The sequence below is a fragment of the Micromonospora sp. NPDC126480 genome (assembly GCF_040302465.1).
Classification (GTDB): Bacteria; Actinomycetota; Actinomycetes; order Mycobacteriales; family Micromonosporaceae; genus Micromonospora.
Window position 1 is genome coordinate 229,277 of sequence record NZ_JBEORU010000001.1, and the last position, 16,297, is coordinate 245,573.

Here is a 16,297-nt window from a genome sequence, read left to right on the forward strand (position 1 = left end):
AGGAAGGGCCCCTTGTTAACACCCGCGAGTGGCGACCGTCGCGTTCCGGCGGCTCGCCCGCTGGCCGTACCCGCCGGTCGATAGCGTGGCGGGGTGACCGACGACCCGCTCGCCCCGCTGCTCGCGCTCGCCGACGTCGCTCCCGCCGTGCAGCGGGCCCGCGAGCGCTTCGACGAGGCGCTGCGGCACCGCGCCCTGCGCCGGCACGGCGGCCAGGTCGCGGCCGAGGTCAGCCTCCGGTCCGCGGTGGCCAGCGCCGCCCTCGAGGGGTACGCGCACGAGCGCGAGGAGGTCCGGGCCGGCACCGTCACGGAACCCGTGCTCCAGGGGACGCTGCGGGTCGCCGGGGCGCTGCCGGGGCTGAGCGACCTGTGGCCGAAGGCCCCCCGCCAGGCCCTCGCGAAGCTGCACGTGCTCGCCGCGCGGGACGTCGTACCCGAGGCCGACCTCGGCCGCCCGGTCAACGACGCCGTCGTGGCCGCGCGGCTGGACGGGTTGGCCGCCCTGGCGGCCGGCGGCACGAAGGTGCCGCCGCTGGTGCTCGCCGCCGTCGTCCACGGTGAGCTGCTGAACCTGCGGCCCTTCGCGGGGCCGTCCGGAGTGGTGGCCCGGGGTGCCGCGCGGCTGGTGCTGCTGTCCAGCGGCTTCGACCCGCGTGGCCTGCTCGCCGTGGATGTCGGCCACCGGGAGCGGGAGCCCGAGTACGTCGGCTCGGCCGGTGCGTTCGCCACCGGTACCCCGGACGGGCTGCGCTCGTGGCTGCGGCACTACATGAGCGCCGTCGAGGTGGGTGCCGACCAACTCACCGCCATCGGCGACGAGGTGCTGGCCGCCTCCTGACGCGGGTCGTGCCCGCTGGTGGCTGAGCCGCGGCGGGCCGTGCCCGCTAGCGGCGCGCCGCCCGGCTGATCTTGCTCTGGAGGGCGCGCCGGGCGATCGGGCCGAGGTCGTCCACGATCTCGATGAGTACGGCGAGCTGGTCCAGCGCCGCCATCGCCTGGTCGGCGGCGGGCCGGTCGACCCCGTCGTACAGCTCAAGGCCGATGAACGCGGCCGACACGGCGCGGGCCAGTCCCGGCACGTCGGCGACCTCGGCGAACGGCGAGCCGGCCAACAGCCGCCGCAGGACCCACTCGATCTCGTCGACCCACAGTTGCAGTGCCTCGGCGGTCGGAGCGACGAGCCGTTCGTCGGCCTGCGCGCCCGCGAGCATCTGGGCCAGCACCGAGACGTTGCCCAGCGTCCGCTCCTCCTCGTGCAGCGAACGCCCGACGTCGAGGAGCTCGCGCAGCGACCGGACCTTGCGCAGCCGCGGCGACCAGTGCGCCACCCGTTCGGCCGTGCCCGTCCGGCAGGCTGCCGCCAGCAACTCGTCGACGCTGCCGAAGTGGTAGAAGACCAACGCCTGGTTCACCCCGGCTGTGGCGGCGATGGTGCGGGCCGAGACGCCGGCGATGCCGTGCTGCCCGATCGCGGTGATCGTGCCGTCGAGCAGCCGGCGCTTGGTGTCGGACATCGCTCCCCTCCCGCTGGTGGTGGCGGTGCGATCATCGCATCGGTCGCCGGCTGAGCCAGCCAGGTCACCCGCGGCTGGGCCGTCCGACGGAGGACCGACCCAGGTTCAGACGCTCTCAGATCGAGGGCGGCGACGGCCACCCCCCGTTCCGCGTGGCCGTCGCCGCCCCCGGGTTCCGAGGCTCTCCGCTTGAGCGTCTGCTCAATCGGAGGGTAAGGTGATTTGAGCGACCGATCAAGGGGGATGAGACGACGCCGTGGTTCAGCCGGAGGGTGCGTCGGAGCGCGGCACGGTCTGGTCGTCTGGGCTGCGGCGAGGCCGTCAGGCGACGGGGGCGGTGCGGGTGCGCCGGTGGCGGCCGTACCAGGCGATGCCGATCGCGACGCCAACCCCCACACCGAGGGCGGCGGCCGCGACGGGTACGGCGGGCCGATCACGGAGCCGCCGGCCCAGCGGGACCGGATGCCGGAACTCCAGGACCGGCCAGGCGTTCTCCAGGGCGAGTTTGCGCAGCTGGCGGTCCGGGTTGACGGCGGTCGGGTGGCCGACGCACTCCAGCAGCGGGCGGTCGGTGTACGAATCCGAGTAGGCGTACGAGTCGGCCAGGTCGTACCCCCGCTTGAGGGCCAGCTCGCCCACCGCGTCAACCTTGGCCGGGCCGGCCGCGTAGAACTCGATCTCCCCGCTGTAGCGGCCGTCGAGCACACCCATCCGGGTGGCGATCACGTCGGTCACGCCGAGCAGCTCGCCGATCGGCCGGACCATCTCCTCGCCGGACGCCGAGACGAGCACCACGTCCCGGCCGGCCGCCTGGTGCTCCACGATCAGGGCGGCGGCTTCCGCGTACACGTAGGGGTTGATCAGCTCGTGGAGTGTCTCCGCGACGATCTGGCGGACCTGTTCCACCTGCCAGCCCTTGCACAGGGTGGCGAGGTAGTCCCGGGTCCGGGCCATGGTCTGCTCGTCGGAGCCGCCCAGCCGGAACATCAGCTGCGCGTACGCCGACTTGACCACATCACGCCGGGTGATCAGGCCGTCCCGGTAGAACGGCCGACCGAACGCCAGGGCGCTCGACTTGGCGATGACGGTCTTGTCCAGATCGAAAAAAGCGGCACTTCGGCCCACGGCGCGAAAGTCTAGTCCGATGGTCTATGGTCTGCGGGTGCCCGGGGTCCGCCGACCCTCGGACCTGCGGGCCGGCCGACGACCACGTCTGCTCTGCGTGACCGCGATCACACTCTGCGAACAGGATTTCGCAGGGAGTGGAGGCTACACCACTCGACGTAGCCAGGTTCACTCAGGCAGACTGTCGGCACGACGAGCGTTCATGTCTCGGACAACCAGCAGACCCTCGGCGGTTGCACCCCCCGTGACCGCTGAGTTGGTTCGGCTCGACCCCCCGGAGCCGAACCTCCCGACGACCCCCGTCTCCCCCCGGCGGGGGTCGTCCCTATCTGCCACCTTTGCTTCCGCCGCAGGTCACAGGCCCTCCCCATCCTCGTCGGACACGCCTTCCGGGGCTGATTCGCCGGCTGGAGGCAGCGGAGTCGTTGAAGGCGGCCAGGACGCGAACGGGATGGTCGTCCGGGGTGTGCGTATAACGATTCGACGTCGTCGACGCCTGCTCGTGGCCCATGACCCGGCGGTGCAGGCGTGGTCGGCTCGCCAGGGTGTCAGTGAGTCAGCGTCGTCCCGATGCCCTGTTCCTCCAGCCATCGCATGTGCGTCTCCCATGCCGACTGCTTGCTTGTGGCAAGAGCGGCACCGATCTGCGTCCATGAGGCCCCTGTTGAGCGCGCGGTGCGAACGGTCAGTTGGCGACCGTAGCTCGCCTTACGGATGATTACCTCGCCCAGGGCTAGGAGTTCCAGCGCCTCATCCTTGGTCAGCGGGCTGCCCTCTCCGTCGCTGTCAGCTGGGTCCTGGCCCGGGGGTGCCAGGGCGTCGCGCAGGCGAAGCTCCTCGTAGCGAACCACGGCCGTCTGCAGGGTGACCTGTCGTTCCACTTCATCAGGTGTAGGCATGTGGCCAGCATGGCGTCAGGCCGCCCTGACGTCAAGTTGGCCTGACGAATTGCTGACTGAAGGCTCGTGCAAGAGACATCATCACTTGGGCAGCAAGAAGGCAGCCCAAGGTTTGACGTAGGCCGCAAACCGAACACCGGCGGACGTCGCTGAGCGCCGTCGGCGCGGCCGGCCGGACGGTCGATGACTTCCCCCTCATGGCCCGAGTTCTCGATCCCGGGCCGAGGCGGCCGGTCGTCCCGCGCCCACTGCGGTCTTTTTCGCCTCGTGCGTTGAGGACGGGCACCGTCCCCGTTTTGCGTACGCGTGGACCGCGATCCGCTGGCTGACCTCGACATACGGGTGTTCTCACGGCGGCGACGCATAGCAGATCAACTGTCGATGCGGGCGTTGTCCACAGGCGCCTCCGTTGTCCACAGGCAGCGCCGCGGGACCGACGAGCGGCGGACGGGACGGGCAGGGTTCCGAGTCAGCGAATCCGAGCCGACGCCTGGAGGCCGTGATGCCACCCCGCACCTCCGTACCGCCCCCTCGGCGGCTGCCCCTGCTCGTGACGTCCGACGGCGATCTGCTCGACGACCTGCTTCGGCTCGCCGCGGCAGGTGGGGTCGAGGTCGACGTCGCACCGGACCCGGTTGCGGCCCGGTCGCGCTGGTCGCCGGCGCCGCTGGTGCTGGTGGGCAGCGATCAGGCGCAGCCCTGCCTACGGGCGCGGTTGCCGTACCGGCGGCGGTTGGTGCTGGTAGGCCGGTCGGGGCAGCTGGACCCGGGCTGGGAGGTAGCCGACCTGATGGGGGCCGAGCACGTGGCCACCCTGCCCGCCGCGGAGCCCTGGCTGGTGGACCGGTTCGCCGAGTGCGGCCCGGACCAGCCCGTAGCGGGTGGCGCCCGGACCGTGGCCGTGCTCGGCGGGCGCGGCGGAGCCGGCGCGAGTGTGCTCGCCGGAGGCCTCGCCGTCACGGCGGCCCGCTCACGGCTGCGGACGCTCCTCGTCGATGCCGACCCGCTCGGCGGCGGGCTGGACCTCGTGCTCGGCTGGGAGCAGCTCGACGGCCTGCGCTGGCCTGCGCTGACCGACGCCGAGGGACGGGTCGACGCGCCGACGCTGGTGCGGGTCCTGCCGAGCCGGGGCGACCTGGTGGTCCTCTCCTGGGACCGGGGTGACCTCCTGCCGCTGCCGGCTCCGGCGATGGCGGCGGCCCTCGACGCCGCCCGCCGGGATCGGGACGTGGTGGTCGTCGACCTGCCCCGGCATCTGGACGACGCGGCGGTGACCGCCCTGCAGTCGGTCGACCGGGCCTTCGTGGTGGTGCCCGCCGAACTCCGCGCGACGGCGGCGGCCGCCCGCGTGGTCGCCGCCGCCGCTCCACACTGCGCCGACCTCGCCCTGATCGTCCGTGGGCCGGCGCCCGGTCGGCTCAAGGCCGCCGAGGTCGCGCGGGCTCTCGGTCTTCCGCTGGCCGGAACGTTGCGCCCGGAGCCCGCGCTCGGCCGAGGACTGGAACGCGGTACCGCGCCGGCCGCGGACGGGCGTGGATCGCTGGCCGCCCTGTGCCAGCGGCTCGTCGGTGAGCTGACCGGCAGGTCGACGGCGGGTGCGGCGTGACCCCGGACGGAGGCGGCCTCGCCAGACGCGTCCGGCAGCGCATCGCGTCGTCGGCCGAGCCGGTCACCCCGGCCGCGATCGTGTCCGCCGTACGGGCCGAGCCGACCGCCGCCGTGCTCGGCGACACCACGCTCCTTCGCCTGGCCGACCGGGTGCACGACGACCTCGTCGGTGCCGGACCGCTGGCCCCGTTGCTGGCGGACCCCGAGATCACCGACGTCCTCGTCAACGGCGTACGCGTGTGGGTCGACCGGGGGCAGGGCCTCCGGCAGGTGGCGGTACCGATGGGCTCGGTGGACGACGTACGCCGCCTCGCGCAGCGACTCGCGTCCGGCGCCGGCCGGCGGCTGGACGACGGCTGCCCGTACGTCGACGCCCGCCTCGCCGACGGCACCCGGTTGCACGCCGTGCTGCCCCCGGTGGCGACCGACGGCCCGTACCTGTCCCTGCGGACCTTCCGGCAGCGCCCGTTCACGCTCGACGAGTTGGTCGGCCACGGCGCGGTGCCACGTTCGGTCGCCCCGGTGCTGGCCGCGGTGGTGGCGGCCCGGCTCGCGTACCTCGTCGTGGGCGGCACCGGATCCGGCAAGACGACGCTGCTCAACACGCTGCTCGGTCTGGTGCCCGCGACGGAACGCATCGTGCTGGTGGAGGACGCCGCTGAACTCCAACCGGGTCACCCGCATGTCGTGGGTCTGCAGGCCCGGACGGCCAACGTGGAGGGTTCCGGTGCGATCGGGCTGACCGACCTGGTCCGGCAGGCTCTGCGGATGCGCCCGGACCGGCTGGTGGTCGGCGAGTGCCGGGGCCGGGAGGTGGTCGACCTGCTGGCGGCGCTCAACACCGGCCACGAGGGTGGTGTCGGTTCTCACCGAAGGCTGCGGTACCTCAAGATTCTTTTCGGTAGGAGTTTCAGCATTCCGCCCAAGATTTCAGGTCCGAGCCTTGCCTGCTTGGACGTGAGGGGCGGAGCTCTACCGAACCGGCAGCATGTGCCCGCAGGCCCGCACCCTCTCCAGTCAACGGCCGGCGGGATCCTCGGCTTTCCTCTCCCGGGACAGCGTGTCCGGCTCGACTTTCGGAGGCGGTCCGGCCGGGTTCAACCGCTGGGGCACTGACTAGCTGGGTTCGCCGGAGCTTCCGGCCGGGTTGTACGCGGGCTGCAGGTGCCCGTTGGTACGGTGCAGCTCGTCCTCGTTGGCGGCTAGGTCGATGACGGCGGGTATCTCAGCGGGCGGTCCGGGACGGAGGACCACGACAGGCGTTGGTCAGGGAGACCAGCCACTGCCCTGGTCGAATCCTGCGGTCGGGGCAGGCCTCGACCTACAGCCCGCCCAACGAGCGAGCCTCCTCGACCGCGGCTTGGCCCTTTTCGCGCCGCAGCTGGTCCTCGGCTGTGGGTGCGGTGAGGAACTGGTGGATGGCGTCCAGTGCGGGCCGGTCCAGCGCGGTGTCGTTGACGGTGAACAGGGCGGGCATGACCTGTCGGTTCGCCCATCGGTTGTCCCGGTCGCCGACCTTGCCTGTGCGGAAGTTGCGCCGAGGGTCGCGTGCCCGGTCGACCAGCCGGAAGCGGTGTAGCAGCTCGGTTGACCTCCATGTCGCGCGAGTGAGCCGGAAGCGTTCCTCGCGGTCGTCTGCGCGCAGGTAGACGCCCTGCTGCTGGTGTCGGGCGGGGAACTGGTCGCGCAGCATGGCCAGCGCGAGGTACGCGGCGAGCTCGGTGTCGGTGAGGGCGAACACCCAGAGGTTGGTGAAGAACGCCGGCGCGATCCGGAACGCCGTCCGTGGCTCGGGTACGACGTATCGGGGGTGTTCCTCTGCGGTGCTCGATTCGGCGTGCAGCTGCCAACTCGCCCCGTTGGCGTCGGGGTCGTAGCGGCGGCGCGCTCCGTCGGGACGCTGACGAGGTAGCTGCAGCAGGTGCTCGTCCTCCAGGGCGCGCATCGCCTCGGTGATCTGGCGGGCGCGCAGGGCGGCCGCCGTGCGGGCGGTGCCGGTGGTCGGCAGTGTCTCGGAGAGGACGAGCTGCCGCCACGGCTCGTACTCCTCGGCCGGATTCCCGCTGATCCAGCGAACGTTGCGGACGGTGTCGCCCGGCCCGTACCGGCATTGCGCGTCGAACAGCATCAGCAGGAACAGGCGCAGCTGCAACCCGCGTGAGTTGATCAGCCGGGACATCGCCGGCGTCGGCCCGTCGGCCGGTTGCACCACGAACGACTTCCGGATGTAGATCCACTCCGGATTCCTGCCGGGCCCGTTGTCACCCTTGCGGCCGCCGTGCTGCCACAGGTGCCGCAGGTTCGCCCGAACCGCTGTGGCCAGCGGACGGGACGGGTCGGCGTCGTACGCCTCGCGCAGTGCCTTGACCAAGCCCGCCCGGGCACGGTCGGCGGCCGACACCTCCGCCGGCGCGGGCGTGGTCACCGCTCGCCTCGCAGCGCGGTGACGTACCGGGTCAGCGAGGCGAGCACGCGCAGGTAGTGGCGGCGGGTGGCGGGTCGGCGGGCGGTGAGGGCGGCCAGCGCGATCAGGACGACGCCGATCGTCACCGTGGCCACGGGCAGGGCGAGGACGATCACGCTCCACCCGAGCTGGTCAGCGAGTTCGTTCATGTGCGACGCTCCAACTGCTACGGCAAGGGGTCCGCCCCTCGGTGCTTTCCAGGGCGATCGGGGGACGGGCCCCTCGTCTGTCTCGCGCCGGTCGGCGCGACGAGGCCAAGGATGGCTGACTTTTCGCCCGCTGTCGCGCCAGCGATCTTGGAGCGTTTCCCCCCTCAGCGACCACACAGTTGTAATGGTGATACCAGGACTGTGTGGTCGCTGAGAGGTCGTAGCGGAGAGGCGGAAATTCCCCGCGACCACCGCTGTGGCGATGGGCGGAGTGACGCCCGGCGCAGGGCAGTCCGCAGGTGCGCTTGTGGTCGGGGCAGCACAGGTGCTCGTGGTCGACGTTGAGCGGAGCCGGGAGATCGGCGACCGCTGCCGCAGGTGGCGCAGACCCCTCCTGCGTCACGATCTTGCGCCAGGACTCCTCGGAGGCCATGCGGTAGCCGCGCAAAGCGGTGCGGGGTGGCAGGAGGCAGCAGTACGCGCCGTAGGCCGGGCAGATGTAGTCGAGGTGCGGCCCGGTTGTGGTGGCATCGAGCAAGCCGGGCGTGGTCACAGCAGCGTCCCTCGAGGTCTGGGCTGGTCAGCACCCCGGGTAAGAAGCGACGCCGCACGTCGGCGTGGGGGTAGGTGGCGCGGCGACGGCGGTAGGCTCAGTCACCGGACCACGCTGGCCGGCCGGGGCCATGCTCGGTCATTGCCGACCTGGTTCGGCGTCGTGCCGCTCGAGGCGGTGACCGGACGCTCGCACGTGCCGCCGGCGTAGGGCCTCTTGGTCGTCGTGTGCCCACTGTTGGACGTCGGCCCACGACAGGCGCAGCGCTCCCTGGCTGGCGGTGATCCGCTGCCAGAGCCGGCTGTGCGGTCGGCCCGGGTCGTCGTTCGCGTGGTCGGCTACCTGCTGGACCCAGCTTTCCTGAGCCGCCGCGTCCCACTCGCCTAGCGCGCACCGCACGAGGGCCTGGTACAGGGCAGCGGGTGAGTTGCCGCCGTAGCCGAAGGCAAACCGGGGCTCGTCGCCTGGGTTCGGGACCGGTTGCGGAGGCAGCAGCGTTCCATCCGGACCGGGCGTGACGGCGAACAGTCCAGTGGCGGAGTAGGTCTTGTCGGCGGCGATCACGGTCTGTGCCGTCCAGCCGGCTGGTGGCATACAGGTTGGCCACTCGATCAGCAGTTCGTCGGCGAGGTGCGAGGCGCCGGCGGCCAGGTGCGCGACGAGGCGCCCATCGGGGTCGCGGTAGAGGTTGACCAGGCGCTGGCGGGCACGGTCGAGCAACTGGTGGCCGGTGACGACGGTGTCGTGGGCGTCCTCGGTGAGCAGGCGGACCAGTCGGCGGGTGGGGCGGTCCGGGTCGCCGTGGGGCTCCGCGGGGGTGAGGCGGATCAGGTGCCGGCGGTACTCGTCGCAGATCGGGCCGTGGGCGTCGGGCCAGCTGTAGGCGACGGGGAAGGTGTAGACCCGGTCGGGGTGGGTGGCGGCGAGCTTGCCGCGCAGCAGCAGGATCGCCTCGTGCAGTGCGCCGGCGTACGGGTCGTCGGACTTCCAGGGCAGGTCGGCCTCGACCTCGGTGAGCCGGTCGAGCTCGGCGGCGGCGGCGTCCGTGTCAAAGTCGCGGCTCGCTGCGATGGCGGCGCGTTGTTCCACCACGGCGGGCCAGGTTGGCGGTTCGGGAGCTGCAGCCAGGTACCAGCCGTCACCGGTGGTGGGATGGCTCAGGGACGTAGTCACCTCCTGATGTACGGCACGGGTCTGGCGGGCCAGCAGGGCAAAGGCCTGCGGATAGGTGGTGTGCACGGAGCCCTCGAGCGCGGCGACGAGCCGCCTGACGGCGGACGGCCAGTCGGTGATCGTGTCGGGGATGCGCAGCGGGGTCGGCTGGTCGAGCAGCCGGACGGTCCGCACGACCTGCGAGGTAATGGTGCCCGCCCACCACAGGGGCACGGGTCGGCCCAAAACCCGGGCGACCTCAGAGGCGAAGACGCTGCCGGCGTACTCCGGCGTGCCCGGCCGGCGGCGCCTGCCCAGCAAGGGCGCCGGCGGTATCACCGCGACCGGCTCACGGGTGGGCAGCAGTCGACGCAGGAATCCGGGCAGCGGAACGGAGGCTGGCTCTTGAGCCGGTTCGGCCTGCTCGGGCATCCGCCATAGCTCCAGATGGGGATACGGTCCGTCGGATCGGGGGTCGAGCAGATAGGGCTGCACGACGACCGCGCCGGGCCGGCGGTCCGGGTCGAGCTGCGCGATGGCGGCCTCGGCAATGGTGTCGCGGCTGACGTCCTGGCCGGCGTAGCCGACGGCGTAGATGACGGGTTGACCGGCGCCGTCGAAGATGGTGACCGCCGCGGAGTGCCCGCGCGGCAGCGGGATGTCGCCGGTCCAGATGACCTCGGCGGGCTCGGTGGCGTCAGCCCACCCGAACGGCCATACCGCGTCGTCCGGCACCGTCCGGCCCGTGGCGCGCAGCCACCGGTCGATGGTGGCGGCGGTCCACACTTCGTTGCCGTCGGCGTCGACGTCGTCCGGGGCGGGCAGCCGCCGCTCGCCGTGCAGAACCCGCAGCCGCTGCGCGCTCATCCGTGCCCGACGGGCGAACTGCGCGAGGGTGTGTGGCCGGGAACGTGCGACTGTCATTTCTAAACCCTTCTGTTGCGCGAATGGTAACAGTCCAGTAAGGACATGCAAACCCAGCCACGCTGCCGGGCAACGAGGTGCGTTGTGGCTGAGCGTGTCGTCTCCCGTCGGACATCCGCCGCGCTGGGGCAATGGCTATCGAGGTTTCGCAATGCGCCTCGCTGGCCGGCGCTGGCCCGGCGCTGGCCCGGCCTCCCCGCGCGTCGGCCGTGAACGCTCCTCGATTCCACAAGGTGTGGCAGGGAATACCCCGGGGAGCGAAGATCCGCAACAATGGATGCCCTTATGCTGGCGCGCGAGCACTCTGCGAGGCAGGATCACCGTCGTGCTGATCACCCCTGTTCCCGGCGTGAACCGGGAACACCTGCTCGACACGCTCAACAGCTTGCACAACTCACTCGTCTCCATACAGGCCGCTGGTCCGATCTCCGCCGTGCAACGAGCCCAGCGTTACTTGGAATGGACGCATGAGATCCGCCGTATGCTGCGGCGCCAGATCCACCCGGACAGCCTGGAGCACCTGATCCCCGGCAGGAACTATGAGGTCGTGCTGACGGCGGCCGCCGCACTACGCGACGTCAACCTGGCAGCCGCTCAGGATCCGTACGGCGTGGAGTCCTACCCTCAATCTGCATCCAAAGATGGTGCGCGGCAGCTGAACGGGCTGCTCGGGATGCTGATGGACGAGCATGTCGAAGCGTTGAACGCCGCCCGTGAATCTCTGACCAAGGAGATGCAGCGGTTCCAACGCGACGCCGTCCTGGCCGTGCTCGACACAAACATTTACATGGAACACCCGCAGCACATCGAGGACATCGACCTCGCCGCTCTCCTACACGCCGGTTTCGAACCGATCCACATCCTGGTGCCCCTCGTAGTCATCGACGAACTCGACAAGGGCAAGCGGTCCGGCTGGAACGGGTGGAAGGCCGCCTACTCGCTGGCCTACATCGACCGGATCGACCAGCAGGGCGGCCTGATGCGGGAGAAGGACATGAGCCACGACGACACCGCGCGAGGCCAGGTCACTATCGAGGTGGTCCTCGACCCGCCCGGCCACGTCCGGCTGCCGAACAACGATGACGAGATCGTCAGCCGTGCTCTCGCGATAAAGACCCTCGCCGGCAAGCAGGTCCGACTGCTCACCTATGACACGGGCATGGCGATGCGCGGCCGAGCTGCGGGGCTCCAGGTACGTTGGCTGGAGCAGTCGCCGAAGGACAAGAAGCGGCAGGCGCGACGCCGCCCCGGGGGAGAGGCGGACGACGGAGAGCGGCGAGACGAACGGGGCCCGGCAGGCGTCTCCGGCTGACATCCGCGACACCGAATGCTCGGCATCCCGCTGGCAAGGATGTGCAAGATCCAATGAGCGAACCCGGCGAAGAGCGAAGGTCAGTCGAGCCGACCCAACTGCCGGACGTGATCGTTTTCGAGGTGGCCACCGCGCGACGAGTCGGTGCCCAATTGCGCCACGGCCGCGGGCCGCAGCGTCGTGGTGGGCTCAGGCGCCGGGCGGGTAGTGGACGGCGCCGTGGCGTAGTGGCCAGCAACGGGGTAGTCGGCGCCAGGCCGTGCGGCCGATGGTCAGGGCGTGTGGGCGCGCGTCGACGGGACGGCCGCCGGGGGGCCCGAGCCGACGAACCTCCCGCCGAGCTCACTCCCTCGTTCGTCGCTCGCGCTTACGGACGCGCCGGCAGGCTATGAACAGGCGCTCAGTAAGGTCCGGCCAGGCCGGCCAGCCGTCGACATGATGATCGTCGGCGAAGTAACCGAGTTCTGCCAGCCGGACCCACGTTTGGGCAACCGGCCGAGGGTCCTGTTCCGACGGCCAGGAGAGCATGGCGATGAGAGCCTCGGCTACTCGTTCGTCATGTGGGGCTTGCTCGGATAGTGGAAAATTAAGGAAAGCCAAGCCGCAGCGTGCGAGTGTCGCTTTCGCTTCCTCGCTGGTAGTTAGAACGTGTGAGGTCATGAATAGCTCGAGCACCTCGGCGACCAGAGCGGCGGACGTGTCGGAATCCGTTATGAGGCGATCGACCAGTAGGCGGGCAAAGCGAGGCTGCTCATCGTCCTTCAGCACATGGCTTACCGCTATTTTGGCGCAGCGCAGGTAGGTCCGTTGCCGTTCATCGCTGGTCGTCTCGCGGAGTGGCAGTAGCCAGGCGGCCAACAGCGCTTGCGCGGCGGAGCCGTAGCGGTCGTCGCCGAACGCGACGAACGCGTTTACCGTGCTGCCAAGGTGGTCGAACAGCGGCGCGAGGGTATACAGGGCGATGTCGTCCAGGTTCCCGCACTGCAGGTAGCCCTTGCGGGACAGCACCGCCGGGCTGTGCTGCCCGTACACATCGATGCGATTAGTCGCGTTAGCCAATGCATACGTCCAGGCCGGGTCGATCGGTGGCGGCTTGATTTCGCCGGCGGCCAGTTCAAGCTGGATGTCCCGCAGGTCGCCGTCCCAGATCCGGTGCAGCGTGAGGGTATGCCCGATCCCCGACCAATCCTCGCTGCTGAGCTGTGATCGCCAGAGGAGGGCTTCACGGTGCCAGGCGGCCACACGGTCGGTGGTAGCGCCGAATAGTTCTGCCGCGGTCAGTTCTCTGGCCAGGCAGACGGCGAGTAGCACGAGGTTCGCGCTGTACGCCGCGTGCCGGGTGGTTAGGGCCAGGCGGCGGGGTTGGTACTCGGCGTGGCTGCGAGGCGGCCGTGGGTCGTGGGCTGCCCGGAACAGCTGGATCACCACGTCAGTTAGCTTGCTCCGGTCGGCAGCTGGCATTGCGTCTGCTCGCTCGGTGAGGAAGCTAAGGATGGGTGCGCGGCTGGAAAGCGGGGCAAATGAGAGCAGTGCGTGCAGCCGGTCATCGTCGCCCTGATTCGAACCGAGCGCGAACGCCGTCGCGGCTTGCCGAGCGGCAACCTCGTGCAGTGCCAGCCAAACCAGCCAGGCCACCAGGAACTCGCCGAAGGTCGCGTGCAGGAACTCGTACGTCCTCAGCTCGGCACCGTCGCGGGAGGCCCGTGAGCGGTGAATGAAGAAGAACCGGCCGAGCGCACTCTCTGCCGCCCCGAGGGCCGCGCGTAGGTCTCGATGGTCAGCCGTCGGCGCCGGGCCGAACAGGGTCGCCAGGTCGGCCTCCAGTTCCGTTTCGGTGATCCATTGAGTGCCCCGGTTGAACATGGCTAGGCCTACCACCGCTAGTCTGTGCAGCTCCTCGTCTATGGCCCGGTCCAGGTCCCGTTGGCTCAGCGAAGGGCAGTGCTTGGTCACCTCTCGCGCCGCGAAGTTGCGCAGCAGCCGCTCGTATAGCTCTCCACGGCCTAAGTCCCCAGCGAGTCGCTGCAGCGCATTGTCGTCGGCGTCGTACAGGGCGAGCATCAGCAGCAGCAATGGTTGACCGGCCAGGTCTCGGTGCCGCAGGACCGCAGACGCTGGCAGCGGTTTGAGACCACGAGCGGTCAGTTGGTCTGTGTTGGTGGAGTTCCAGGTATTCAGCCACGCCGTTACGCGTTCATCGTCGAACGGCTCCAGCCGCAGCGCTACCGTGTCCTCGGGCGGTCGCGCTCGATCTGCGACGCTGGTGCGGCTGGTCACCACGACCGCCAGCGGCCGGCCCTGGTCGGCCTCCCGGCGTTGGAATCGGGCGATATTCACCAGGTAGTCGGTCTGACTGACTCCGGTTGCCTGGAGCAGTTCGTCGAACCCGTCCAGCATCACCACTGGCAGCGCGTCTGGGGCCGATCGGACCAGTTCCGGCCACTCCACTCGCTCGCCGGTGGCCGACTTAATGGCACGCTCGATTTGGTCCTGCAACTCCGCGTCTGCTGGGACCTCGCGCAGTATCACCCGGATCGGCAGGAAGTCGGCGGCTGGCAGCGTTGCGGCTAGCACCTTGGTCAGCACGGACTTCCCAGACCCGGGCTGGCCGAGGACGAGCAGCGGCGCGAGAGCCGCTTCCGGTGAGGTCAAATGGCCGGTGATGAACTCCTCTAAGTCATCCCGGAGCGGCTGCTGAATCCACCACAGCTCCTCGCTCGCCTGGACATCCGGGTCTACCTTCGCCGCCCGGAATAGGGGCTTCACGTACGCCTGCGCCAGCGTTGGGATCTGTAGCCCTCGGGGAGCGTCGGTGCTGTCCACAATCGGCCGGTCTAGCGCTGCGTGATAGGCGTTGGCCAGGCTGGTCCGGCGCTCGCCGGGCACTCGCCCTGTAGAGATGTCACTAAGCAACCGGTGCAGGGTGGCCAGCGCTGTACCAAGACCGTGTATCTCCGCTCGGGTGGCGGCGTGGTCCCGGCTAGACGACCACAGCGCCACCTCGGGGAAGTCGACCGCGAGCTGGCGGATCAGCTCGGCATACCGCTCAACGGCCAGCTTGGGCAGGCCGCGGAGCACGGCGCCGGCCCGCTGCTCCGCGCTTTCGCTCAGCAAGTCCGCGAGGTACAGGCCCCGTATGAACGCGACCATCCCGGCCGAAAGCTGGCTGTAATAGCGCAACAGACGCTCTCGAAACTGCTCCTCGGGCTCATATGGCCGCGGCAGCGGCACCGGGGAGCCCAAGCCCGACGTGGCAACAGTGCCGATCGTTTCAGTTGCGGCAGCCGCCGCCAACGACTCCTGCTCCGCGCGGGACAGGTCGAGGTCGGCGAAGCGGAACGGCAGGTCCGCTGCCGCCATTGCCTCGAAGTACGCGGTCACCACCAGCACCGAGTGGGCAGCCTCGATCCGCTGAGTCCGGCCGTATCGCGACAGACCGCTACGCCGCTCGGCGAGTCCTCGTACCAGATCCTTTCCGAGCCGGACAAACTCTACCTTTGCGTCGAACCATCCGAGTATCGCCGGAAAGGCCGGCACCGCGGCCAGCATGAGCCCTCCAGTGGCCCGGTCCAACGCGGCGACTACTGGGCTGTCCCGTCCGCCAAGCAGCAACGCGGCGTCGGCGTAACTGAGTGTCTTGGCCATGCGACGGCTCCTGAGGACGAGGGATCGGAGCAATTCATCATTGTGCACACCCGTCAGTCGGGCACAGCTACACACGGCGTATGGCCGGCCTTCTCGCGAGAGCGGGTCCGGGTTGCGTGACGAAGACCGAAGGTGCCGTCGCCAGCGCAAAAACACTGACGCGAACGTTGGTGATCACTAAGGCGGGTGTCGCACGCGTTCCTTACCCTCAGCCTGTGTTACCGCCATGCCCCTGGCTCGCCGTCTCGTTGACTAGGGCCGAACTTGGAGACGTCGCGACGTGGATCGGTTCGATCGCGAATGTCGCCACCCTCGGTCTCGCCCTCGTCGCGGGCATCGTCGGCTTCCAGGTCTACAAGATCGAGTCCGACCGTGACATGCGGGCCGAGGACGAGCGGCGTGAGCGCGCGCTCGATGAGCGACGCGCACAGGCCGAACTGGTGTCGACCTGGTTCGCCAAGGGCGAGCCCTCGGCGCTCCGGACCAGGAGCGGGAGCGGGAGCGGGAGCGGGAGAACCATACTCTGGGGGGACGGGTGGTGGGGTGCCAACATCTTCAACGCCTCCAACCTGCCGATCTACGACGTGGTCGTCTTTTTCCGCCCCAGCGAGATCGCTGGCCACCCGGACCGGGTCGACGAGTACGCCATTCCAAGCGAAGCGATACGGGTAGTGCCCCCGCACCAAGGGGAAGTCATGGTGCCAATGCCGAATGAGCTGCATGAGGCGGTGCCGGCGGAAAACCGGCAGCACATGGTCGACGTCAGCATGGAGTTCCGCGATGCGGCGGGGCAGCGCTGGCTGAGGGACTGGGAGGGCTTCCTGATCGACATCACGCCCAAGGCGGGGGACCTGCGGGGACGCTCCCTGCAGGCCCTCCGCCGCCGGTATTTCAGGTGACCCGGTCGGCCACATCGGCACCGCACGGTGAGCATTGGTCTAGACACCTAG

General features: G+C 69.9%; 12 protein-coding genes and 1 pseudogene. 5 read left to right on the forward strand and 8 right to left on the reverse strand.

Annotated features, from left to right (window positions below; all coding sequences use genetic code 11):
• Positions 1-93: 93 nt before the first annotated feature.
• Positions 94-840 (forward strand): Fic family protein, encoded by a 747-nt coding sequence (locus ABTW87_RS01125; RefSeq protein WP_350647313.1) that lies wholly within the window; start codon positions 94-96, stop codon positions 838-840.
• Positions 841-886: 46 nt separating this feature from the next.
• Here the strand turns inward: ABTW87_RS01125 and ABTW87_RS01130 are convergent, their stop codons facing one another.
• The 4 genes and pseudogenes from ABTW87_RS01130 to ABTW87_RS01145 all read right to left on the reverse strand — a co-directional run bounded on the left by ABTW87_RS01130 (position 887) and on the right by ABTW87_RS01145 (position 3,540).
• On the reverse strand, positions 887-1,516 hold the full coding sequence (locus ABTW87_RS01130; RefSeq protein WP_350647315.1) for a TetR/AcrR family transcriptional regulator: 630 nt from the start codon (positions 1,514-1,516) through the stop codon (positions 887-889).
• Positions 1,411-1,683: pseudogene (locus ABTW87_RS01135) on the reverse strand (isoprenylcysteine carboxylmethyltransferase family protein); the annotation flags it as partial. The pseudogene ABTW87_RS01135 and the gene ABTW87_RS01130, both read right to left, overlap by 106 nt.
• A 154-nt stretch (positions 1,684-1,837) precedes the next feature.
• Positions 1,838-2,641, reverse strand: coding sequence for an HAD family hydrolase (locus tag ABTW87_RS01140; RefSeq protein WP_350647317.1), 804 nt, complete (start codon positions 2,639-2,641; stop codon positions 1,838-1,840).
• 548 nt (positions 2,642-3,189) lie between these two features.
• On the reverse strand, positions 3,190-3,540 hold the full coding sequence (locus ABTW87_RS01145; RefSeq protein WP_350647319.1) for a hypothetical protein: 351 nt from the start codon (positions 3,538-3,540) through the stop codon (positions 3,190-3,192).
• A gap of 550 nt (positions 3,541-4,090) precedes the next feature.
• On the opposite strand from ABTW87_RS01145, the gene ssd reads away from it, so the two are divergent.
• A complete protein-coding gene (ssd, locus tag ABTW87_RS01150) occupies positions 4,091-5,146 on the forward strand; it encodes a septum site-determining protein Ssd (protein WP_350647593.1) in 1,056 nt (351 codons plus the stop codon).
• The gene (locus tag ABTW87_RS01155; protein WP_502891509.1) at positions 5,143-6,264 is read left to right on the forward strand and encodes a TadA family conjugal transfer-associated ATPase; all 1,122 of its coding nucleotides are present in this window, start codon (positions 5,143-5,145) and stop codon (positions 6,262-6,264) included. The genes ssd and ABTW87_RS01155 overlap by 4 nt, the downstream gene beginning before the upstream one ends.
• Before the next feature lie 205 nt (positions 6,265-6,469).
• Here the strand turns inward: ABTW87_RS01155 and ABTW87_RS01160 are convergent, their stop codons facing one another.
• The 3 genes from ABTW87_RS01160 to ABTW87_RS01170 all read right to left on the reverse strand — a co-directional run bounded on the left by ABTW87_RS01160 (position 6,470) and on the right by ABTW87_RS01170 (position 10,390).
• On the reverse strand, positions 6,470-7,573 hold the full coding sequence (locus ABTW87_RS01160; protein ID WP_350647320.1) for a hypothetical protein: 1,104 nt from the start codon (positions 7,571-7,573) through the stop codon (positions 6,470-6,472).
• Positions 7,570-7,761 (reverse strand): hypothetical protein, encoded by a 192-nt coding sequence (locus ABTW87_RS01165; protein WP_350647322.1) that lies wholly within the window; start codon positions 7,759-7,761, stop codon positions 7,570-7,572. Before ABTW87_RS01165 ends, ABTW87_RS01160 begins: the two co-directional genes overlap by 4 nt.
• 691 nt (positions 7,762-8,452) lie before the next feature.
• Complete coding sequence (locus tag ABTW87_RS01170) at positions 8,453-10,390, reverse strand: hypothetical protein (protein WP_350647324.1); 1,938 nt, start codon at positions 10,388-10,390, stop codon at positions 8,453-8,455.
• 325 nt (positions 10,391-10,715) lie between these two features.
• Here ABTW87_RS01170 and ABTW87_RS01175 point away from each other — a divergent pair, with 325 nt between their 5' ends.
• Positions 10,716-11,702: a PIN domain-containing protein gene (locus ABTW87_RS01175; protein ID WP_350647326.1), complete on the forward strand. Its 987-nt coding sequence runs from the start codon at positions 10,716-10,718 to the stop codon at positions 11,700-11,702.
• Between the two features lie 342 nt (positions 11,703-12,044).
• On the opposite strand, the gene ABTW87_RS01180 is transcribed toward ABTW87_RS01175, so the two are convergent.
• Complete coding sequence (locus ABTW87_RS01180; protein WP_350647328.1) at positions 12,045-15,347, reverse strand: NACHT domain-containing protein; 3,303 nt, start codon at positions 15,345-15,347, stop codon at positions 12,045-12,047.
• Positions 15,348-15,463: 116 nt separating this feature from the next.
• On the opposite strand from ABTW87_RS01180, the gene ABTW87_RS01185 reads away from it, so the two are divergent.
• Entirely contained in the window at positions 15,464-16,246 is a 783-nt protein-coding gene (locus tag ABTW87_RS01185) for a hypothetical protein (RefSeq protein ID WP_350647329.1), read from the forward strand.
• The last annotated feature ends 51 nt before the right edge of the window (positions 16,247-16,297 follow it).

Bases quoted from the DNA above. Each gene is read 5' to 3' on its own strand.
- ABTW87_RS01180 (WP_350647328.1), bottom strand. From the start codon at position 15,347: ATGGCCAAGACACTCAGTTACGCCGACGCCGCGTTGCTGCTTGGCGGA.
- ABTW87_RS01170 (WP_350647324.1), bottom strand. From the start codon at position 10,390: ATGACAGTCGCACGTTCCCGGCCACACACCCTCGCGCAGTTCGCCCGT.
- ABTW87_RS01165 (WP_350647322.1), bottom strand. From the start codon at position 7,761: ATGAACGAACTCGCTGACCAGCTCGGGTGGAGCGTGATCGTCCTCGCC.
- ABTW87_RS01130 (WP_350647315.1), bottom strand. From the start codon at position 1,516: ATGTCCGACACCAAGCGCCGGCTGCTCGACGGCACGATCACCGCGATC.
- ABTW87_RS01145 (WP_350647319.1), bottom strand. From the start codon at position 3,540: ATGCCTACACCTGATGAAGTGGAACGACAGGTCACCCTGCAGACGGCC.